The sequence below is a fragment of the Streptomyces sp. SID13666 genome (assembly GCF_010548325.1).
Classification (GTDB): Bacteria; Actinomycetota; Actinomycetes; order Streptomycetales; family Streptomycetaceae; genus Actinacidiphila; species Actinacidiphila fildesensis.
The window spans coordinates 203,833-224,873 of the sequence record NZ_JAAGLX010000003.1 but is presented as its reverse complement, the minus strand read 5'-3'; the positions used below and the strand labels follow the sequence as shown (position 1 = coordinate 224,873).

Genomic DNA, 21,041 nt, shown 5'->3' with positions numbered 1-21,041 from the left:
CGGGTGAAGCAGGTTGTGCAGAACTACAAGAGCGGCGAGTTGGCGCTGCTCGACGTACCGGTGCCGGGGTGCAAGCCGGGCGGTGTGCTGGTCCGCAGCGCGTACTCGCTGATATCCACCGGGACCGAGCTGATGAAGGTGTCCGAGGCCGGCCTGTCGATGGTGGGCAAGGCCCGCTCCCGTCCCGACCAGGTGGCCAAGGTGATGCAGAGCGTGGCCACCAACGGGGTGCCCGCCACCTACCGCAAGGTGATGGGCAAGCTGGACTCCTACACACCGTTGGGCTACTCGCTGTGCGGGGTGGTCGAGGAGGTCGGCACCGGGATCGACGATGTGAAGGTCGGCGACCTCGTGGCCTGCGCCGGCAATGAACACGCGCTGCACGCCGAGCTGAACTGGGTGCCGAAGAACCTCTACGCCCGGGTGCCGGACGGCCTCTCGCCACGGCACGCGGCCTTCGGCACGGTCGGGTCTATCGCGATGCAGGGCGTCCGCCGCGGCGAGCCACAGCTCGGCGACGTGGCGCTGGTCATCGGCCTCGGGCTGATCGGGCAGTTGGTGGTGCAGTTGCTCACCGCCTCGGGAGTCCGCGTCGTCGGCGTCGACCCCGACCCGGTGCGCTGCGAGCTCGCCGAGCGCCTGGGCGCCGCGGCCTGCGGCGATCCCTCGTCCGCGGCCGTGGAAGCCGCCGTTGTCGAGCTCACCGACGGGCACGGCGTGGACCAGGTGTACCTGGCCGCCGGCGGCGGTACCAACCAACCCGTCGAGTTGGCCGCCCGGTTGAGCCGGGACCGCGGCCGGGTCGTCGACATCGGCAAGTGCCGCCTTGACCTTCCGTGGAACGCGTACTACGAGAAAGAGCTCGACGTCCGGTTCTCCCGCAGTTACGGCCCCGGGCGCTACGACCCGGAGTACGAGTTGGAGGGGCGCGACTACCCGATCGGCTACGTGCGCTGGACCGAGCGCCGCAACCTGGCGTCCTTCCTCGATCTCCTCGCCCGCGGCCGCATCGACGTGGAGCCCCTGGTCTCCCACATCTCCGACTTCGATGACGCCGTCGAGACGTACCAGCGCCTGAAGGACGGCGACCTGAAGGCCGTGGCCGTGCTGTTCCGGTACCCCGAACAGAAGGAGGAAGCGCAGGCCCCGGCGGTGACCGTGCCCGCGGTGCGACGCAGCGACAAGGCGCCCACCACGGCCGGGTCACCCAAGGCGCAGGTGCGCCTTGCGTTCGTCGGCGCGGGAAACTACGCGACGTCGATGCTGCTGCCGCACCTGGCACAGCGCGACGGCGTCGAGTTGTCCACGGTCGTCACCACGACGGCGCTGTCCGCGGCCAACGCGCAGCGGAAGTTCGGCTTCGCCGAGGCGACCACCGATCTCGACGCCGTGCTCGGCGACCCGTCCATCGACGCGGTCTTCGTGGTCACCCGGCACAGCTCGCACGCCGAACTGACCCGAAGGGCACTGCTGGCAGGCAAGGCGGTGTTCGTCGAGAAGCCCCTGGCCCTCACCGAGGACGAGCTGGCAGGCGTGCTCGCGGCGGTGGAGGAGTCCGGCAACGACCGGCTGCAGGTGGGCTTCAACCGCCGGTTCGCGCCGCTGCTGCAGGAGGCCAGCAATCGGTTCGGCGCCAGGACCGGTCCTGCGAGCCTCCGCTACCTGGTCAACGCAGGTCGGCTGCAGCACGGCAGCTGGTACCTCCAACAGGGCGCCGAAGGCTCGCGGTTCGCCGGTGAGGGCGGGCACTTCATCGACACGGCGAGCTGGCTGCTCGCGGCCGACCCGGTCTCGGTGTACGCGGTCGCCACGTCCGGCAACGAGGACCTGCAGGTCGTGCTGCGCTACCCGGACGGGTCCACCGCCACCATCAGCTACATCACCACCGGCCCGCCCGGCTTCCCCAAGGAGACGCTGGACCTGATCGCGGACGGCAAGGTGCTGCGGCTCGACGACTTCGTCCGTGCCTCGGTATACGGCCGTAAGCGGTGGGTCAGTTCGCGGCTGCCCAAGGCCCGGGACAAGGGCCAGTCCGCCGAGCTGGCCGCGTTCATCAAGGCCGTGCGGATCGGCGGGCCGATGCCGGTGCCGCTGGAGTCGCTGGTCGCCACCACGGCGGCCACCCTCGCCGTGCGGGCCAGCCTGGTCGGCGGCGCGCCGGTGACGTTGGCGAGGGCCCGATGACCATGAGCGCGGGCTGGTACCTGCGGCGGTTGTCCCGGATGGGACCGCGAGAGGTCGGCGGCCGGGCGGGCGACGCGGTGCGCAGGCGGCGGTGGCGGTCGGCGCCGCCGGACTGCCCGAGCGTGACCGGCGCCCGGTTCACCGCGGTACTGCCCGCCGGGACGATCGCCGCAGTGCCACCGGACGCCGCGAAACGTCTCATCGCCGAGGCGGACCGGCTGATGGACGGGCACGCCGAGTACTTCGGGGTGGACCGCGACGACCTGGCCGACCCGGACTGGTCGTACGACCCGAAGACCGGGCGACGGGCTCCGTCCGGTTACGCCTTCGACGTGCCGTACCGGAACGAGGACGCGGTCGGGGACATCAAGCAGATCTGGGAGCTGTCCCGGCACCAGTACCTCACCGTGCTCGCCGCCGCCTACGCGATCACCGGGAACGAGCGGTACGCCGAGCGAGTGGCTGAGCACCTGCGGTCCTGGTGGACGGCCAACCCACCGCTGCGTGGCGTGCACTGGATCAGCGGCATCGAGCTGGGGATCCGGCTGTTGTCCTGGGTGTGGATCCGCCGGCTGCTCGACGGCTGGCCGGGCGCGGCCGGTCTTTTCGAGCGCAACCCGGTTGCGCTGAACCAGATCTGGCACCACCAGCGCTGGCTGGCCGCCTTCCCCAGTCGGGGGTCCTCGGCGAACAACCACGTCATCGCCGAGACCGCCGGGCAGTTCGCCGCGGCCTGCGCATTCGGGTGGTTCCCCTCATCGGCGCGCTGGCGAGCCGACGCGCTGCGGTCGCTGGAGCGGCAGCTGCGAAGCAACACCTTCCCCTCCGGCCTCAACCGCGAGTTGGCCACCGAGTATCACGGACTCGTCCTTGAACTCGGCCTGGCCGCGGTGGCCGAGGCGGATGCCGCCGACGTGTCCGTCCCCGCGTCGATCCGGCTGGTGCTGCTGCGGATGACCGACGCGCTCGCGGCCGTCGTGGACGGCCGGCTGCGGCCACCGCGCCAGGGGGACGCGGACGACGGGCACGGTCTGGTCGTGGACGGCGCGGGCACCGACCGCTGGGCCTCGCTCCTTGCCACCGGGGACGCCGTGTTCGGCCGACTCGACTGGTGGCCGACGGTGTCCGACACCGATGTGCGCACCCAGCTCCTTGCCGCGCTCATCCGGCCGTACGCGGAAATGGGAACCACACCGGCCGTGACCCGCCCGCCAAGCCGACCGGCCCACTTCGCCGACGCGGGGCTCACCATCCTGCGCGGTCCGGAGGAGATCTGGTGCCGCTGCGACGGCGGTCCGCACGGGTTCCTGTCCATCGCCGCGCATGGCCACGCGGACGCGCTGTCCGTGGAGGTCCGGCACGACGGGGTCGACGTGCTCGCCGACCCGGGGACGTACTGCTACCACGGACAGCCCCAGTGGCGGCAGTACTTCCGGTCGACCCTCGGCCACAACACCCTGCAACTGGACGACGGTGACCAGTCCGTCTCCGGCGGGCCGTTCCTGTGGACCCGGCATGCCCGCAGCCGCGTCCTGGTCGCGGACACATCCAGCGAAGGTGTGGCCCGCTGGAGCGCCGAGCACGACGGTTACCAGCGCTCCGTGCACCGCCGCCGGGTGGAACTGACGGCCGCAACAATGGAGTTGCGGGTGGTTGACGAGGTGCGCGGCCCGCGCCGGGCCGTGCGCCTGGCGTTCCACCTCGGCCCGGCGATCGCCGCGGACCTGGTGGGGAACCGGGCCGTGCTCACCTGGAACCGGGACGGCGAGGACCGCTCCGCGGTGCTCGACCTGTCCGGGCAGCTGAGTTGGCGGGCGCATCGCGGCGAGAGCGACCCGCCGCTGGGCTGGTACTCCACCGGCTTCGGGCGCAAGGAACCCAGCACCACGCTGGTCGGCACCGGCTTCACCGACGGCACCGCGCTGTTGGGGGAGTTCACCACCGTACTCACGTTCCGCGGGAGGGAGAACGCGTGGTGATCAAAAGGCGGCACCGGGCGCTGTCGACGGCACCGCTGGTACTGGTCCTGCTGGCGGCGACGGGCTGTGAGAGCACGCCGGGCGCGCGGCCGGAGCCGGCCGCCGCGCCATCCACGTCCGTGGCCCAACCCGTGACCCAGGTGTGCGCCAAGCCCCCGGCCGGGCCGGCGGAGGCGCCGGCGGGCGCGGTCGCGGTCGACCCCGCAGTGGTCGGTGACCTGGCTGCGAAGACCAAGAGCAGCCCCCCGAACACCACGTTCTGGCTTCGGCCGGGGACGCACAAGCTCGACCCGGACCGCTACGCCCAGGTCGTCCCCAAGCAGGGGAACCGCTACCTCGGTGCGCCGGGCGCGGTGCTCGACGGCCGCAAGACCAACCAGTACGCGTTCAGCGGTACCGCCGGCAACGTCACCGTTCAATACCTGACCGTGCAGAATTTCGTCGCGCCGCCGGATGAGGGCGTGGTCAACCACGACTCGGCCGACGGATGGCTGATCGAGCACTCGACCATCCAGTACAACTCCGGCGCCGGGCTGATGGCCGGTGCCCGCCAGCAGGTCCGCGCCAACTGCCTGCGCAACAACGGGCAGTACGGAATGAACGCGTACAAGTCCGGTGGCTCCATCAGCGGCCTGGTGGTCGAGGGCAACGAGATCGTCGGCAACAACACCGGCGACTGGGAGCGGCGGAAGGAAGGCTGCGGCTGCACCGGAGGCATCAAGTTCTGGGCCGTCAACGGCGCCGACATACGCGGCAACTGGGTGCACGACAACCGCGGACCCGGGTTGTGGGCGGACACCAACAACAACGACTTCCGCATCGAGGACAACGTGCTGGAGGCCAACGACGGTGCCGCGCTGATCTACGAGACCAGCTACAACGCGGTCATCCGGAAGAACACGATCCGGCGGAACAACTGGGTCGAGGGCCGCAAGTACGCCGACCGCGGCGACACCTTCCCGTTCGCGACCGTCTACGTGTCCGAGTCCGGCGGCGAACCACGGATCCGAGCCCGTACGGACAAGATCGAGATCTACCAGAACGTGCTGGAGAACAACTGGTCCGGGATCACCCTGTGGGAAAACGCTGACCGGTTCTGCAACAGCCCGGCCAACACCTCGTCCGGTGACTGCACGTTGCTGGTGAAGAAAACCGACCTCTGCGCACGGCCGGCGATCGCCACCGCACCGCTCTACGCCGACTGCCGGTGGAAGACCCAGCGGGTGGACATCCACGAGAACCGCTTCGTGCTGGACACGTCCGTCGTCCAGTGCACGGTGAAGTGCGACCGCATGGCGGTCCTCGCCAACTACGGCACCTATCCGGACTGGTCGCCGTACCAGGGCGAACGGGTCGCCGAGGCGATCACCGGCAAGCAGAACAACCGCTGGCACGACAACGTCTACATCGGACCGTGGAAGTTCGTCGCCCACGACCCGAGCCGGGTGCTCGACTTCGGGCAGTGGCAGGGCACGCCGTACCAGCAGGACACGGGCAGCACCCTCCGCGCACAGGGCGGTGGTTGAGATGAGCCCGGACCACACAGAGCACACGTCGAAGATCGTCGGGACGGTCTGGGGGCTGCTGATCCTCAACACGCTCGGCTCCACCGGAGCGAAGACCATTATCCCGCTGCCCCGCTCCCTCATCCAGATGGTCACCATGGGCGCGCTGGTCGCCGCGTTCGCGCTGGCGCTCGCAGGTAATCTCCAGCTGCGCATCCGGCCCAGCGCCTTCGTGTTCCTGCTCACCCTGCTCCTTGTGCCGAGCATGATCTCCAGCGCGAGCCTGGAGTCCGGGTCGGGCGCGCTGTTCCGCTGCGCCCGGCTTGCTCTGTTCATCGGCACGCTGTGGCTGCTCAGCCGCTGGTGGGACGGCGGCCTGACGTTCGTACGGCACCACATCCGGATCTACTTCGCGGTGCTCGGGTCGGTGGCCGTCGGCCTGGTCGCCTCACCGGGAGCGGCCATGCCCGGGCTCTACGGCGGGCGGCTTGTCGGCGCGTTGTGGCCGCTCACCCCGCCGCAGATCGGACAGTACGCCGCAGTGATCATCGGGCTCACCGTGCTGCTCGTACTGGGGCACCGGATCGACAGGGGCAGCGCGGCGGTAGTCATCGTGCCGTCACTCATCCTGCTCGCGCTGACCCATACCCGGACGGCCACGCTCGGCCTGCTCATCGGGCTGGTGCTGGCGATCGGCTCGCTCGTCCTGACCAGCGCTGCCGCCCGCCGGTTCTTCGGCTGGACGGTGGTGATCGCCACGGTGACCGCGGTGGGGTTCATGTCCGCGCTGCAGGCGTGGTTCCTGCGCGGACAGGACAAGGAGAACTTCTCCAACCTCACCGGTCGGGCCAAGGTCTGGGACGCCCTGCTGGCAGCCCCCCGGACGAGCTCGGAGCAGTGGTTCGGCATGGGCCTGGGCGACAAGTCGTTCGGCGGCCTGCCGATCGACAACAGCTGGCTGGCCGTTTACAACGAGCAGGGTCTGACCGGCGTCACCCTGGTAGCGGCGATCATCATCGTGCTCGGCGGCGTCGCGTTGCTGCGGCCACCGTCGCTGTCGAGGGCCTGCGCGATCTTCCTGATCAGCTACTGCGCGATCGCGTCGTACACCGAGGCCGGGCTTGGCGACGCCTCGCCGTATCTGCTGCATCTGGCCGTGGCCGCCTCGCTGCTTGCGGCACCTGCCGCGGTCACTCCCCGCTCCACGCCCCAAGTCCCTCGACGGCACATACCGCGATGGGCCCAGAGATCGGAGGTGATCTGAGCATGCATGTCCTCGTGGTGCACAACCGCTACGCCTCGGCGCAGCCGAGCGGGGAGAACAAGGTCGTCGACCAGGAGGTGGCTCTGCTGCGCGAGGCCGGCCACCGGGTCGAGGTGTTCGAGCGGCGCAGCGACGACATCGCCACCCTGTCCCTGCTCGCCAAGGTCGCGCTGCCGCTGCTCGTGCCGTGGAACCCGGCGGTCCGCTCGGAGCTCGCCGCCCGGCTTCGCACCTCACGCCCTGACGTGGTGCACGTCCACAACGTCTTCCCGCTCCTGTCGCCCGCGGTGCTTGCCGCCTGCGCCGACGCCGGTGTGCCCGTCGTCGCCACGCTGCACAACTACACCCAGGTCTGCCCGCCCGGCACGCTGCAGCGGGACGGCCGGCCGTGCACCGAGTGCGTCGGGTCGGCGCCGCTGCCCGCCGTACGGCACGGCTGCTACCGGAACTCCCGGCTTGCGACGGTGCCGCTCGCGGTCAGCCTCTCGGTCAACCGGCGGCGGTGGTGGTCCGGCGTGGAGCGGTTCTTCTGCATCTCCGCTGCGCAGCGCGATGTCCTGGTGCGGGCCGGCATGCCGGCCGAACGGCTGGCGGTGAAGCACAACTTCGTGCCGGACCCGGACGCCCGCCGAGCGGGCGACGGCGAGCATCTGCTCTATCTCGGGCGGCTCGCGGAGGCCAAGGGCGTGCGGTTGCTCATGGCCGCGTGGGACGAGATCGCCGCCGGCGGCGGTGTGGGCGTGCCGCTCGTGGTCGCCGGCACGGGGCCGCTGGAGCCAGAGGTGACCGCCTGGGCGGCGGGCCGGGACGACGTGCGGTACGTCGGCCTGTATGACGCGGAGGAGTGCCGGCAGGCCATCGCGCGTTCGGTCGCCGTGGTGGCTCCCTCGACGTGGCTGGAGGCGTTCGGCCTGGTGGTCGTGGAGGCGATGGCGGCCGGGGTCCCGGCCGTCGCCGCCGGTCACGGCGCCTTCGTCGAACTCGTCGAGGACGGGGTGACCGGGCTGCTGCACCGGCCGGGCGAGCCCGCCTCGCTCGCGTCCTGCATACGCCGGATCGCGGCCGAGCCGGCCCGCAACCAGGAGATGGGCCAGGCGGCCCGGCGCCGTTACGAGCAGGGCTTCAGCCCGGCCGTCGGCCTGGAGCGCCTGGTGGAGGGGTACCGCACCGCGATCGCGGTGCGGTCCGGCGGCGGGGACAGCGCGCCGCCGATAGGGATGGAATCAATGGGGGGCAGTAAATGACACGTTGCCGACTGTGCGGCTCGGCGTCGCTGGCGAGCGTCGTCGATCTGGGGGCGACCCCGCCGTGCGAGAGCTTTCTCGCCGCGGACCAACTGGACCTGCCGGAGCCCGCGTACCCGCTGCATTTGCGGGTCTGCACCGACTGCTGGCTCGCGCAGATCCCTCCCCTGATCACGCCGGAGGAGACGTTCAAGGAGTACGCGTACTTCTCCTCGTACTCGACCTCCTGGGTGGACCACGCGCGCACGTTCGTCGCGGATGCCGTGCAGCGGGTGGGTATCGGGTCCTCGGAAGAGGAAGCCTTCGTGGTCGAGGTCGCGAGCAACGACGGGTACCTGCTGCGGCATGTGGTGGACCGGGGGATCCGCTGCCTCGGCATCGAGCCGTCGGTCAACGTCGGGGCTGCGGCGCGGGACGCGGGTGTGCCCACGCTCACGGAGTTCCTGAGCCCGGACACCGGCGCCGCCGTCCGCGCCGAACACGGTCCGGCGGACCTGGTCGTGGCCAACAACGTGTACGCGCACATACCCGACGTGGTCGGGTTCACCCAGGGGCTGCGCGCCCTGGTCGCCGACGACGGCTGGGTCTCCATCGAGGTGCAGCACCTGTTGACCCTGATCGAGGACAACCAGTACGACACGATCTACCACGAGCACTTCCAGTACTACACGGTCGCGTCCGCGATCCGGGCCCTTGCGAGTGGCGGACTCGCGCTCGTGGACGTCGAGTTGCTGCCCACGCACGGCGGCTCCATCCGGCTGTGGGCCCGGCCCACCGAGGTGGCCGGCGAGCCGACACAGCAGGTGGCCGATGTACTGGCCCGGGAGAAGGCCGCCGGGCTTCAGGAGCTGTCCGGGTACGCCGAGTTCTCCGCCCGGGTGGCCAAGGTGCGCCGGGACCTTCTGCGGTTCCTCATCGAGGCGGCCGAGCGCGGCGAGACGGTCGTCGGCTACGGCGCCCCGGGCAAGGGCAACACCCTGCTCAACCACTGCGGCATCCGGCCCGACCTGCTCGCGTACACGGTCGACCGCAACCCCTACAAGCACGGCAGGTTCACCCCGGGCACCCGCATCCCGATCCTGCCGCCCGAGCAGATAGCCGCCGACAAACCGGACTACGTCCTCGTCCTCCCGTGGAACCTGCGGGCCGAGCTGGTCGAGCAGCTCTCCTTCGTGCACGACTGGGGCGGCCGGCTGGTCTTTCCCATCCCGGAACTGAGCATTGTCGAGGCCAAGTCATGAAGGTCGTGCTGTTCTGTGGCGGTTACGGGATGCGCATGCGCAACGGAACCTCCGACGACGTCCCCAAGCCGATGGCGATGGTCGGACCGCGACCGCTGATCTGGCACGTCATGCGCTACTACGCGCACTTCGGGCACACGGAGTTCATTCTGTGCCTCGGGTACGGGGCGCACCACATCAAGGACTTCTTCCTCAACTACGAGGAGACGACGTCCAACGACTTCGTGCTGCGGGGCGGGCGGACCGAGCTGCTGTCCACCGACATCTCGGACTGGACGATCACGTTCGCGCAGACCGGCATCGAGTCGCCGATCGGGGAGCGGCTGCGCCGGGTGCGGCGCCACCTGGACGGCGACGAGATGTTCCTCGCCAACTACGCCGACGTGCTCACCGACGCCCCGCTGCCGGAGATGATCGACCAGTTCGCCCGGCGCGACGCCGGTGCGTCGATGATGGTGGTGCCGCCGCAGTCCTCGTTCCACTGCGTGGAACTGGGCGAGGACGGCCTGGTGGGGGGCATCACCGCGGTGAGCGACATGCCGCTGTGGGAGAACGGTGGCTACTTCGTACTCCGCCAGGAGGTCTTCGACCACATACCGGAGAACGGGGACCTGGTCGCCGACGGATGTGGACAACTGGCCAAGCGTGGACGGTTGGTGGCGCATCAGCACCGCGGCTTCTGGAAGCCGACCGACACCGTGAAGGAGCGGGCCGCGCTCGACGACGCCTACACCCGGGGCGACCGCCCGTGGGCCGTGTGGGAACGGGACGGCGCCGGGGCGAGCACGACCGGCAGCAGGCACGGCGCCGGAGCGAAGGCGTGATCCGGCTCGGGGCCGGGCGCCTGGACCGGATCGCTGCGGTGGGCGCGCACTGCGACGACATCGCCATCGGCGCCGGCGGCACGCTGCTGACGCTGTGCCTCGCGCGGCCGGGTATCCGCGTCGACGCGCTGGTGCTCTCCGGCGGTGGCGGCGCGCGGGAGCAGGAGGAGCGGGCCGCGCTCGCCGCCTTCTGCCCGGGCGCCGATCTGCGGCTGACGGTGCTCAAGCTGCCGGACGGCCGAATGCCCGTGCACTGGGACGAGGCCAAGGCCGCGGTCGAGGAGCTGCGCGCGGGGACCGAGCCGGATCTGGTGCTCGCGCCGCGTACCGATGACGCGCACCAGGATCACCGCGGCCTGGCGAAGCTGATACCCACCGCATTCCGCGACCACCTCGTGCTCGGCTACGAGATCGTCAAATGGGACGGCGATCTCGGCCGTCCGTCGGCGTACCAGCCGCTGTCGCCGGAGACCGCCGAACAGAAGGTGCGGCTGTTGCAGGAGCACTACCCCTCGCAACGGCACCGGCCCTGGTTCGACCGGGAGGCCTTCATCGGTCTTGCGCGGATCCGCGGCATCGAATGCCATGCGCGCTACGCCGAGGCGTTCGCCGTCACCAAACTCACGCTCAATCTGGAGGGATGAACCTTGCGCGTACTACTGACCGGCCACCAGGGCTACCTGGGCACCGTGATGGCCCCGGTCCTCAGCGCCGCCGGACACGAGGTCGTCGGGCTTGACGCCGGTCTGTTCGCGGACTGCGTGCTCGGCCCGCCGCCCGCGGACCCGTCGGGGTACCGGGTGGACCTGCGCGACGTCACGGCCGACCACGTGGCCGGGGTGGACGCCGTGATCCACCTGGCCGCGCTCTCCAACGACCCGCTGGGATCGCTGGCGCCGGAACTCACCTACGACATCAACCACCACGCGTCCGTCCGCCTCGCGCGGCTGGCCCGCGACGCCGGAGTGCGACGCTTCCTGTACGCGTCGACCTGCTCGGTCTACGGCGCCTCCGGCGGCGACGACCTGGTCGCCGAGGACGCCCCGCTGCGCCCGGTGACGCCGTACGCGGAGTCGAAGGTGCGGGTGGAGGACGACCTGCACGCGCTGGCGGACGGCGACTTCACCCCGGTGTTCATGCGCAACGCCACCGCCTTCGGCTACTCGCCCCGGCTGCGCGCCGACATCGTGCTGAACAACCTGGTGGGCCACGCGCTCCTGTCCGGCGAGGTGTTGGTGCTCTCCGACGGCACCCCGTGGCGCCCGCTGGTGCACGCCGCCGACATCGCGCGCGCCTTCACGGCCGCGCTGACCGCGCCGCGCGAAGCCGTGCACGACCGGGCCTTCAACATCGGCAGCGAGATCAACAACGTCACGGTCGCCGAGATCGCCGACCAGGTCGCCGAGGCGGTGTCCGGCGCGAAGGTGGTGATCACCGGGGAGAACGGTGCCGATCCGCGGTCGTACCGGGTGGACTTCTCCCGGTTCCGCGCCGCGATACCCGGCTTCGACTGCGAGTGGACGGTGAAGCGGGGTGCGCTCGAACTTGCCGCGGCCTACCGGAAGTTCGACCTGACCCGGGAGGACTTCGAGCAGCGTTTCACCCGGCTTGCCGTGCTGCGCGCGGCGTCCGACGCGGGCACCGTCGACGACACCCTGCGGTGGCGCCGATGACCGACACCGCCGAAGAGATGTACACGCTGGTGGAGCGGCTGTACCCGTTGTGCCGGAGCATCACCGGCGACGGTGTGCGCGCCACCCTGGACATCGTCGGGGAGTACATCCCCTTGCGGGTGCATGAGGTGCCGACCGGGACGCAGGTGCTCGACTGGACGGTGCCGCAGGAGTGGAACATCCGGGACGCGTACGTCGCCGACGCCGCCGGCAACCGTGTCGTCGACTTCGCCGCGTCCAGCCTGCACGTGCTCGGCTACAGCGTGCCGGTGTCGGCGACCATGCCGTTGGCCGAGCTGCGCGAACACCTGCACACCCTGCCGGACCAACCGTCCTGGGTGCCGTACCGCACCAGCTACTACAAGCCGGAATGGGGGTTCTGCCTGGCCCAGGAGACCCTGGACGCGCTGCCGGACGGCGATTACGAGGTGCGCATCGACTCCACACTCGCGGACGGCCACCTCACCTACGCCGAGCACGTGGTCCCCGGACAGGTCGCCGACGAGGTCATCGTCTCCTGCCACACCTGTCACCCGTCGCTGGCCAACGACAACCTCGCCGGTATCGCCGTGGCGACGTTCCTGGCCCGCGCGCTGGCGCAGGAGACGCCGTACTACACCTACCGGTTCATCTACGCGCCCGGCACCGTCGGGGCGATCACCTGGCTGGCCCGCAACGCGGAGCGGGTGGAACGGGTCAAGCACGGCCTGGTGCTGGCCTGCGCCGGGGACCCGGGACAGTTGACGTACAAGCAGAGCAGGCGCGGCGACGCGGAGATCGACCGCGTGATGCGGCACGTGCTGGCCGCATCCGAACGCCCGCACCACGTCAACGAGTTCACCCCGTACGGCTACGACGAGCGGCAGTACTGCTCGCCCGGTTTCAACCTGGGCGTGGGCTCGCTCACCCGCACCCCGTACGCCGGCTACCCCGAGTACCACACCTCGGCGGACAACCTGGACTTCGTCTCCCCGGACGCGATGGCGGACACCCTCGCGGTCTGCCGCGAGGCATTCGCCGTCCTCGACCGCAACCGGCGGTACCTCAACCTCAGCCCCTACGGCGAACCACAGCTGGGCCGACGCGGGTTGTACGACGCGCTCGGCGGCCGCAGCGACACCAAGCAGGCCCAGATGGCCATGCTCTGGGTGCTCAACCTCTCCGACGGCGAGCACAGTCTGCTGGACGTCGCCGAGCGGTCCGGGCTTCCGTTCGACACCGTGGCCGCCGCCGCCGACGCCCTGCGCGGCGCCGAACTGATCAAGGCATGAAGCCGATGACCACCGAGGGGGAGAAGACGACGGCACCGGCGGCCCCGGCCGGACCCGCCCGGCAGACCGCCAAGCGGGCCATGGTCGGCCGGCTGTCCTGGGGACTGGCCGACCAGGCGGCCTCCAGCGTGAGCAACTTCGCGGTGGGCATCTACGTGGCCCGCTCGCTGGGGGTGACCGCGTTCGGCGTGTTCAGCCTGGCCTGGGTGACCTACGGTGTGGTGCTCAACGTCTCCCGCGGCCTTGCCACCGACCCTCTGGTGGTGCGCTTCAGCGGCGCGCCGGACACGTCCTGGCGCGGGGCGGTGGCCCGGTCGACGGGTACCGCACTCGGCGTCGGTACGGCCATCGGCGCGGTGTGTCTGGTGGCCGGGCTCGGCCTCGGCGGCCGCCTGGGGCCCGCGTTCGCCGCCCTTGGTGTCATGTTGCCCGGGCTGCTGCTCCAGGACGCCTGGCGGTTCTCGTTCTTCGCCGCCGGCGCCGGGCGGAAGGCGTTCGTCAACGACGTCGTGTGGGGTGTCGCGCTCGTCCCGGCCCTGGTGGTGGCGGCCCGGGTGGGCAGTGTGGCCGCCTTCGTGTTCGCCTGGGGCGCGTCCGCCACGGTGGCGGCGGGGTACGGCTACATCCAGTCCGGCATCGGGCCCCGGATGACCGAGGCACGCGGGTGGCTTCGCGAGCAGCGCGATCTCGGCTACCGGTACCTGGTCGAGAACGTCAGCCTCAGTGGCGCGAGCCAGTTGCGGGCCTACGGGCTCGGCGCGATCGTCGGGGTCGGCGCGGTGGGCGCGGTGCGGGGCGCCGAGCTCCTGCTCGGCCCGTTCCTGGCAGTGCTCATGGGACTTTCGCTGGTCACCGTCCCGGAGGCGGCACGGGTGCTGCGGCGGGCCCCGCATCAACTGGGCAGATTCTGCCTCCTCCTTGGCGGCGGGCAGGCCGCCGGCGCGCTGATCTGGGGCTCGGCGCTGCTGCTGATGCCTGGCCGGTTCGGCGAGCTGGTGCTCGGCGACGTCTGGCACTCCGCCTCGCAGCTCATCGTGCCCATCACCCTCGGCGTCGCGGGCGCGGGACTCGGCACCGGCGCGGCGGCCGGGCTGCGCGCGTTCGGCGCGGCTCGGCGCAGCCTGCGCTGCCAACTGTTCGCCTCCGCCTGCTATGTCAGCGGCGGGCTCGGCGGGGCGGCTGTGGCCGGCACGGTCGGCTCGGCCTGGGGCGTCGCCGCCGCGACCGTCAGCGGCTCGGCCGTGTGGTGGCTGCAACTGCGGTCCGCCCTGCGCGAGCACAACCACCCCCTCCCCGAAGTGAGGACCTCATGACCGCCCAACCCAGGCTGAGCATCGGCCTGCCCGTCTACAATGGCGAGGAGTACCTGGCCGAGTCGCTCGACGCCCTGCTCGGCCAGACCTACGAGGACTTCGAGCTGGTCATCTGCGACAACGCCTCGACCGACGGGACTCAGGACATCTGCCGCAAGTACACCGAGCAGGACTCGCGCATCCGGTACCTCCGGCTGCCGCGGAACATCGGCGCCACGCCGAACCACAACCATGTGCTCGCCGAGTCCCGCGGCGAGCTGTTCAAGTGGGCCTCGCACGACGACCTTTACGCCCGCGACCTGCTGCGGCGCTGCGTCCAGGCGCTGGACGAGCGGCCGGACGTGATCCTCGCGCACACCGGCCAGGCGGTCATCGACGGCGACGGTCAGGTGACAGTCCCGTACGAGTACACGCTCGCCACCGACTCGCCGCACGCGCCGGAGCGCTTCCGCAGCATGCTGTTCGAGCCCGGCGGTGACGACTTCTACGGGGTGATCCGGGCCGACGCGCTGCGCCGGGTGAAGCCGATGGACAGCTACCACCACGCGGACCGCACGTACGTCGCCGAGATCGCCCTGCACGGGCGCTTCCACCAGGTGCCGGAACTCCTGTACTTCCGCCGCGACCACCCCACCCGCGCCGAGCGGGCGAACCCGTCCAAGCGCTCCCGGTGCGTCAATCTCGACCCGCGCCGGGCGGGCCTGCTGCACCCGACGCCCCGGCTGCTCGCCGAGTACGTCTGGGGCTTCGCCTCGGCGATCCGGCGGGCGCCGTTGTCCGCGGCCGACCGGCGCTCGTGCTACCGCCACCTGGCCGCATGGATGACCAGCCGGGTCCGGCCGGGCGCCGGCGAGCGGGTCGAGGACCGCGCTCCGGTCGATCCGGCCCTGCTCACGGTCTCCGTCGACGCCGTCGTCGCCGGCCGTGAGGGGAGGCAGAGATGACGTCCACGGACGAAACTCCGGTGCGTGTCGGCGTGTTCGGCCTGCTCGGATCCGGCAACCTCGGCAACGACGGATCGCTCGAAGCCGTGCTCGGGTACCTCCGCACCGACCACCCGGACGCGGTCGTGGACGCGCTGTGCGGCGGACCCGAGGCCGTGACGACCCGGTTCGGGATACCCGCGACGCGGCTGCACTGGTACCGAGGCGAGTACCGGACCGCGTCGCGTGCGGGCGCCGTCGCGGCGAAGGGTCTGGGCAAAGTCGTCGACGTCTTCCGCACCGCTGCCTGGGTGCGCCGGCACGACGTGGTGATCGTGCCGGGCATGGGCGTCCTGGAGGCCACGCTGCCGCTGCGGCCGTGGGGCTTCCCGTACTCGCTGTTCCTGCTCTGCGCGAGCGGCCGACTGTTCGGCACCCGGGTCGCGCTGGTCAGCGTCGGCGCCGCGACGATCGGCAACCGGCCGACCCGGCTCCTGGTCCGCTGGTCGGCGCGGCTGGCCGCATACCGGTCGTACCGGGACGCGCAGTCCCGCGACGCGATGCGGGCGATGGGCGTGGACACCGCGCGCGACGAGGTCTACCCGGACCTCGCGTTCGCCCTGCCGACGCCGCGGGCCGGCGCGCCCTCGGACCCGTCGGCACCGCCGGGACCGGTCTGCGTCGGTGTCATGGACTTCCACGGCGGCAACGACGACCGCGCCCAGGCCGAGGAGATATACCGGCGCTACCTCGACGGGACGATCCGGTTCGTCGGCGCGCTGGTCCAGGAGGGCAGGTCGGTCCGGCTGCTCACCGGCGACGAGTGCGATGCGTCGGTGGTCGCCGCGATCCTCGACGCGGTGGACTCGCCGCTGGTCACCGCTGCCGAGCCGTCCTCACTGGCCGACCTGATGAAGGAGATGGCGGCTGCCGACACCGTGGTGGCGATCAGGTACCACAACCTGATCTGCGCGCTGAAGACCAGCACGCCGGTGCTCGCCCTCTGCTATGCGGCGAAGAGTGACGCGCTCATGACGGAGATGGGTCTCGGCGCGTACTGCCACCCGGCGCGCGAGGTCGACGCCGACCGGCTGCTCGAGCAGTTCTGGGCGCTGGAGAAGCGATCGGCCGAGCTGCGGCAGACCCTCACCGAGCGGAACCTGGCCGCCGCCCGGCAACTCGAGCACCAGTTCAACTCCTTGACCGCGGCCCTGTTCCCTGCGGCCGACCACGTCCACACCTCGAGGAAGGCTCCATGAAGGCGACCGAAGTCCCGGAGATCACCGGCGCGTACCTCTTCGAGCCGACGCGGTACGCCGACGAGCGCGGCTTCTTCTGCCGTACCTTCGACGCCGACGTGGTCCGCTCGGTGGGCCTCGACCCGGACGCCTTCGTCCAGGACAGCGTGTCCCGCTCGGTCCGGGGCGTGCTGCGCGGCCTGCACCTGCGCTCCGGAGCCGGCGAGGCGAAGCTGGTGCGGTGCTCGTACGGGAGGATCTTCGACGTCGTCGTGGACCTGCGGACGGACTCGCCGACCTATCGCAACCGAGCCTTCTTCGAGCTGTCCGGCGAGACGCAGACGACCCTGTACATCCCGGCGGGGTGCGCGCACGGCTTCCAGGCGCTGACCGAAACCGCTGACACCTCGTACCGGATCGACCGCCCGCACGATCCGGCCGAGGACGTGACGATCGCCTTCGACGACCCGGAGCTCGCCATTCCCTGGCCGCTGCCGGCCACATCGATGTCCCAGCGGGACCGGGAGGCGCCCAGCCTCGCCGAAGTCCTGAAGCACAGCGAGAAGTGAGGTCGGCGTGGACACCCAACACACCGAAGAGATCGAAGAGACTCAAGTCACTGTGGACACCGAAGAGTTCCTCCTGCCCCGGTCGCGGATGGCGAACGAGCGGTTGCACGCCATGATCCCCGGGGGCGCGCACACCTACGCCAAGGGCGACGACCAGTACCCCGAGAACGTGGCGCCGGTCATCAGCCACGGCCGCGGTGCCCACGTGTGGGACATCGACGGCAACCGCTATATCGAGTACGGCTCCGGCCTGCGGTCGGTCAGCCTCGGCCACGCCCACCCACGCGTGCTCGAGGCGGTGCGGCGGGAACTCGACCGCGGCAGCAACTTCGTCCGGCCGTCCATCGTGGAGGTCGAGGCCGCGGAGCGCTTCCTGGCCACGGTGCCGACCGCGGAGATGGTGAAGTTCGCGAAGAACGGCTCCGACGTCACCACCGCCGCGGTGCGCCTCGCCCGCGCCGTCACCGGGCGCCCGCGGGTGGCCATCTGCGGCGACCATCCGTTCTTCTCCGTCGACGACTGGTTCATCGGCATCACGCCGATGTCCGCAGGCATTCCGGCGGCGACCACCGAGCTCACCGTGGCGTTCCCTTACGGGGACCTGGCCGCCACGGAGGAATTGCTCACCCGGTACCAGGATGAGGTCGCCTGCCTGATCCTCGAACCGGCCGGGCACACCGAGCCCCCGCCCGGATACCTCGCCGGCCTGCGCGAGCTGGCCGACCGGCACGGCTGCGTACTCATCTTCGATGAGATGATCACCGGCTTCCGCTGGTCCGAGGCGGGCGCCCAGGGCCTGTACGGCGTGGTGCCCGACCTCTCCACGTTCGGCAAGGCGCTGGGCAACGGGTTCGCCGTCTCCGCGCTGGCCGGGCGCCGCGACCTGATGGAGTGGGGCGGGCTGCGTCACTCCGGCGACCGGGTGTTCCTGCTGTCCACCACGCATGGTGCGGAAACGCACTCCCTGGCCGCCGCGATGGCCGTGCAGACCACCTATGTCGAGGAGGGCATCACCGCACAACTGCACGCCCTGGGCGAGCGGTTGGCCGCCGGTGTCCGCGCCGCCGCGGCTGGCATGGGCGTCGGCGACCACGTCGTCGTACGAGGCCGGGCCAGCAACCTGGTCTTCGCCACCCTGGACGAGAACGGGCAGCCGTCGCAGCAGTACCGCACCCTGTTCCTGCGCCGGCTCCTCGCGGGCGGAGTGCTGGCCCAGTCGTTCGTGGTGAGCAGCGCGCTTGACGACGCAGACATCGACCGTACCGTCGACGTGGTGGCTCAGGCATGTGCGGTGTACCGGAAGGCACTGGACGCCGCTGACCCCACCCCCTGGCTGGCCGGGCGGCCGGTGAAGCCCGTGTTCCGCCGCTTGGTGTGACGTGACGTCAGCGACGCTCCCGCCAACCGGCCGCGGCCATCCGATCGACGAGCTGGTCGGCCATCCGGTCGACCAGCCACGCGGTCGCCGGTATCACCGCCAGCGCGGTGCACCAGCCGCCGAGGACGTCGGTCGGGTAGTGCGCGCCCAGGGCGACCTCGGCCCAGCCCATGGCCGCGCCGACAACCAGCGCCGCGGCGAGCACGAGTAACGTGCGGCCCGTCCTGCCGAGGCCGAGCCGGCCGGTCGCGAGCAGCGCCACCATGAGGGCGAGCGCGGTGGCGAAGGCGGCGTGCCCGCTCGGGTAGGACAGGTTGCCGTCGCCGTGGATGGTGCGCCCCACCAGATGCTTGAGCAGCGTCGCCGTTCCCACGGTCATGCCGACACCGGCAACGACGAGCACCGCTGCGCGAGGACTCCGAAGCAGCAGGCACCCCGTCACGATGGCCACGATCAGCATCACCGCTCCCACGGGCTCCCCCAAGAAGTCCATGGTCAGAGCGACGTTCCGCCACGGCGGCCGCACACCCTCCACCGCCGGCTGGATCCACCCGTCCACCCTGCCGGGCTGGCTGTGGCCGGCATACAGGACCCCGAGTACCGTGACCGCCAGCGCGGCGAGGGCCGCGATCAGCCCGAGCCACACGCGCAGCGATGGGGGCAGCATCGCGGGCGCCGGCCGGCCGGTCACCCGCCCACCGCGTCCGGTCGACCTGCGGTAGTGACCATCTTTTCTGCCGTGCGCAGCGTCGGGCGTTGCGGGCTTGCGTCGCAGCCGTGCCGGCGCCGCGGGACCGCATCAAGACGCTGACCGCGTTGGCGGAGCCGGTGACCGCGCCCCACGCCGGCGGGGCGTGGTTTCCGAACGACTCCGGTGCCCGGAAGTCCGGGCACGCCACGGCTTACCGCCCGCTGCCGCCCGCCGACATGGCCGGGATCGTCAGCCTGTACGGGTTGCTCGGCTGGACCGAGGAGGATGACAAACCCGTGCAGGATGAACTGGTCTTGGCCGACTTCCAGGTCCGCTCCGGCCAGGCGATCCAACGCGAGCCCCCGTCGTGTCCGACTCATCCTCCAGCGACCATGACCATCCCGCGAAGAACCGCTCCTGGCCTGTACGACCCCTTTACGTGTCATCCTAACGATCCGAACCATGCGGCGCTGCCGGTCTGGGAGCGTTACAACGAGCAGTCCCGTACCACCATGCGTTTCGACTTCGTGATCACGGCCACCGGTGACCTCGCGGAGACGGCGACGGTGACCGCCGTCGAGGTGGCGTACACGCAGGACTCGGTGGCCCAACTGGTGGAACGCTGGCCGGGGCTGGGTCTGGACGCGGTCTTCGCGTACAACGACGAGTACGCGGCGCTGCTGATGCACGCCTTCCAGGACGCGGGCAACGTCCCGGACGACGTGGCCGTGGTCGGCGCCGACGATCTGATGCTGGCCTCGCTGCAGCGCCCGCCGCTCACTTCCATCCGCCTCAACCTGCCGGGGCCAGGCGTCATCGCCGAGACGCTCCAGCAGCTGATCGAGCACGGAACGGCGGAGCCCGTCGACCCGGTGGACTTCACCCTCATCCACCGGGCGTCCTCGTAGCGTCCCTGCCGGCTCAGCCGGCGCGCCGCTCCCGGGCGAGCAGCGGGGCGAAGGCCCACCAGAGCAGCAGCGACGTACCCGCACCGGCAAGGGCTCCCGCGACCGTGTCGCTGAGCCAGTGCGCGTGCAGCCACGTCCGGCTCCACATCATCAGCGCGACGAACAACCCGCCCCCCAGCCACCAGGCCCGGCGCCGGGCGAGCGGGATCAGCAGGACGCCGACGATCACCACGAGGGTCGCCGCGCCGGCGGCGTGGCCGGACGGGAACGAGCCGTGGTCCACCCTGACCAGCGGGTGGGCGGGCCGTGGCCGGTCCACCACCTGCTTGAGGACCTGGACGACGAGCATGTTCGCCGCGAGGTAGGTGGTGAGCAGATACAGCACCGACCACCAGCGCCTCAGGACGAGCAGCGCCACCAGGAGCGCCAGCGGGACCACCACGCCGAGCGGTCCGCCGAACCAGTTCAGGACCGTGGCGACCGCCTCGTAGACACCTCGGTGCGGTCCTCCCATCCAGCCGAGCCACCGCTCGTCCAGCCCCTGGAAGAAGGGGCGCCGGACGTCGGCGCGCGTGGCGATCCCGATCAGCGCGGTGGCCAGCAGGCAGACCAGCGCGAGGGGGAGCACGCGTGGTCGCGGGGGAGCGGCGGGCAGCCGGTGGTTCCCGGCGGCGGTCGGGAGCTCGGGAACGGCGGTCGATGTGTCGGTCACGTGGTGCCTCTCGCGGCCCGGTCCGCGGGGGCGGACGGACGGGGAAACGGATGAACGGATACGGATAGGGAAGAGCCGGACGAGGGACGGGGGCGGCGTGCCGCGAGCGGCGGCCGGAGGTCCG

General features: G+C 71.1%; 18 protein-coding genes. 16 read left to right on the top strand and 2 right to left on the bottom strand.

The window, feature by feature from the left end; genetic code table 11:
- The first annotated feature begins 3 nt into the window (after positions 1 to 3).
- Genes G3I60_RS08000 through G3I60_RS07930 form a run of 15 tightly spaced genes read left to right on the top strand, consistent with a single transcriptional unit; the run spans position 4 to position 18,606 of the window.
- Complete coding sequence (locus G3I60_RS08000) at positions 4 to 2,184, top strand: bi-domain-containing oxidoreductase (RefSeq protein ID WP_164292946.1); 2,181 nt, start codon at positions 4 to 6, stop codon at positions 2,182 to 2,184.
- On the top strand, positions 2,181 to 4,163 hold the full coding sequence (locus G3I60_RS07995) for an alginate lyase family protein (protein WP_164292945.1): 1,983 nt from the start codon (positions 2,181 to 2,183) through the stop codon (positions 4,161 to 4,163). The genes G3I60_RS08000 and G3I60_RS07995 overlap by 4 nt, the downstream gene beginning before the upstream one ends.
- A complete protein-coding gene (locus tag G3I60_RS07990; RefSeq protein ID WP_164606928.1) occupies positions 4,157 to 5,689 on the top strand; it encodes a right-handed parallel beta-helix repeat-containing protein in 1,533 nt (510 codons plus the stop codon). Before G3I60_RS07995 ends, G3I60_RS07990 begins: the two co-directional genes overlap by 7 nt.
- Position 5,690: 1 nt before the next feature.
- Positions 5,691 to 6,932 carry an O-antigen ligase domain-containing protein gene (locus tag G3I60_RS07985; protein ID WP_164292943.1) on the top strand — a complete coding sequence of 414 codons (1,242 nt, stop codon included), beginning with the start codon at positions 5,691 to 5,693 and terminating at the stop codon, positions 6,930 to 6,932.
- 2 nt (positions 6,933 to 6,934) lie between these two features.
- Positions 6,935 to 8,176, top strand: coding sequence for a glycosyltransferase (locus G3I60_RS07980; RefSeq protein ID WP_164292942.1), 1,242 nt, complete (start codon positions 6,935 to 6,937; stop codon positions 8,174 to 8,176).
- The gene (locus G3I60_RS07975; RefSeq protein ID WP_164292941.1) at positions 8,173 to 9,417 is read left to right on the top strand and encodes a class I SAM-dependent methyltransferase; all 1,245 of its coding nucleotides are present in this window, start codon (positions 8,173 to 8,175) and stop codon (positions 9,415 to 9,417) included. Before G3I60_RS07980 ends, G3I60_RS07975 begins: the two co-directional genes overlap by 4 nt.
- Positions 9,414 to 10,241 carry a glucose-1-phosphate cytidylyltransferase gene (locus G3I60_RS07970; protein WP_138352499.1) on the top strand — a complete coding sequence of 276 codons (828 nt, stop codon included), beginning with the start codon at positions 9,414 to 9,416 and terminating at the stop codon, positions 10,239 to 10,241. Before G3I60_RS07975 ends, G3I60_RS07970 begins: the two co-directional genes overlap by 4 nt.
- Positions 10,238 to 10,885: a PIG-L deacetylase family protein gene (locus G3I60_RS07965; RefSeq protein ID WP_138352500.1), complete on the top strand. Its 648-nt coding sequence runs from the start codon at positions 10,238 to 10,240 to the stop codon at positions 10,883 to 10,885. Before G3I60_RS07970 ends, G3I60_RS07965 begins: the two co-directional genes overlap by 4 nt.
- A gap of 3 nt (positions 10,886 to 10,888) precedes the next feature.
- The gene (locus tag G3I60_RS07960; RefSeq protein ID WP_164292940.1) at positions 10,889 to 11,914 is read left to right on the top strand and encodes an NAD(P)-dependent oxidoreductase; all 1,026 of its coding nucleotides are present in this window, start codon (positions 10,889 to 10,891) and stop codon (positions 11,912 to 11,914) included.
- The gene (locus G3I60_RS07955) at positions 11,902 to 13,185 is read left to right on the top strand and encodes a DUF4910 domain-containing protein (protein ID WP_164292939.1); all 1,284 of its coding nucleotides are present in this window, start codon (positions 11,902 to 11,904) and stop codon (positions 13,183 to 13,185) included. The genes G3I60_RS07960 and G3I60_RS07955 overlap by 13 nt, the downstream gene beginning before the upstream one ends.
- A gap of 5 nt (positions 13,186 to 13,190) precedes the next feature.
- On the top strand, positions 13,191 to 14,498 hold the full coding sequence (locus G3I60_RS07950) for a hypothetical protein (RefSeq protein WP_164293088.1): 1,308 nt from the start codon (positions 13,191 to 13,193) through the stop codon (positions 14,496 to 14,498).
- A complete protein-coding gene (locus G3I60_RS07945) occupies positions 14,495 to 15,442 on the top strand; it encodes a glycosyltransferase family 2 protein (protein ID WP_138352503.1) in 948 nt (315 codons plus the stop codon). The genes G3I60_RS07950 and G3I60_RS07945 overlap by 4 nt, the downstream gene beginning before the upstream one ends.
- Positions 15,439 to 16,680 carry a polysaccharide pyruvyl transferase family protein gene (locus tag G3I60_RS07940; protein WP_164292938.1) on the top strand — a complete coding sequence of 414 codons (1,242 nt, stop codon included), beginning with the start codon at positions 15,439 to 15,441 and terminating at the stop codon, positions 16,678 to 16,680. The genes G3I60_RS07945 and G3I60_RS07940 overlap by 4 nt, the downstream gene beginning before the upstream one ends.
- Entirely contained in the window at positions 16,677 to 17,228 is a 552-nt protein-coding gene (gene rfbC / locus G3I60_RS07935) for a dTDP-4-dehydrorhamnose 3,5-epimerase (RefSeq protein WP_138352505.1), read from the top strand. The genes G3I60_RS07940 and rfbC overlap by 4 nt, the downstream gene beginning before the upstream one ends.
- A 52-nt stretch (positions 17,229 to 17,280) precedes the next feature.
- Positions 17,281 to 18,606, top strand: a complete 1,326-nt coding sequence (locus G3I60_RS07930) for a glutamate-1-semialdehyde 2,1-aminomutase (protein ID WP_164293087.1) — start codon at positions 17,281 to 17,283, stop codon at positions 18,604 to 18,606.
- A 7-nt stretch (positions 18,607 to 18,613) separates the two neighbouring features.
- On the opposite strand, the gene G3I60_RS07925 is transcribed toward G3I60_RS07930, so the two are convergent.
- Complete coding sequence (locus G3I60_RS07925; RefSeq protein ID WP_164292937.1) at positions 18,614 to 19,297, bottom strand: phosphatase PAP2 family protein; 684 nt, start codon at positions 19,295 to 19,297, stop codon at positions 18,614 to 18,616.
- An 86-nt stretch (positions 19,298 to 19,383) separates the two neighbouring features.
- Between G3I60_RS07925 and G3I60_RS07920 the strand changes: the two genes are divergently transcribed.
- A complete protein-coding gene (locus G3I60_RS07920; protein WP_343240827.1) occupies positions 19,384 to 20,205 on the top strand; it encodes a substrate-binding domain-containing protein in 822 nt (273 codons plus the stop codon).
- Between the two features lie 13 nt (positions 20,206 to 20,218).
- Here G3I60_RS07920 and G3I60_RS07915 read toward each other — a convergent pair whose 3' ends face one another.
- On the bottom strand, positions 20,219 to 20,917 hold the full coding sequence (locus G3I60_RS07915; protein WP_343240825.1) for a phosphatase PAP2 family protein: 699 nt from the start codon (positions 20,915 to 20,917) through the stop codon (positions 20,219 to 20,221).
- Between the last annotated feature and the right edge of the window lie 124 nt (positions 20,918 to 21,041).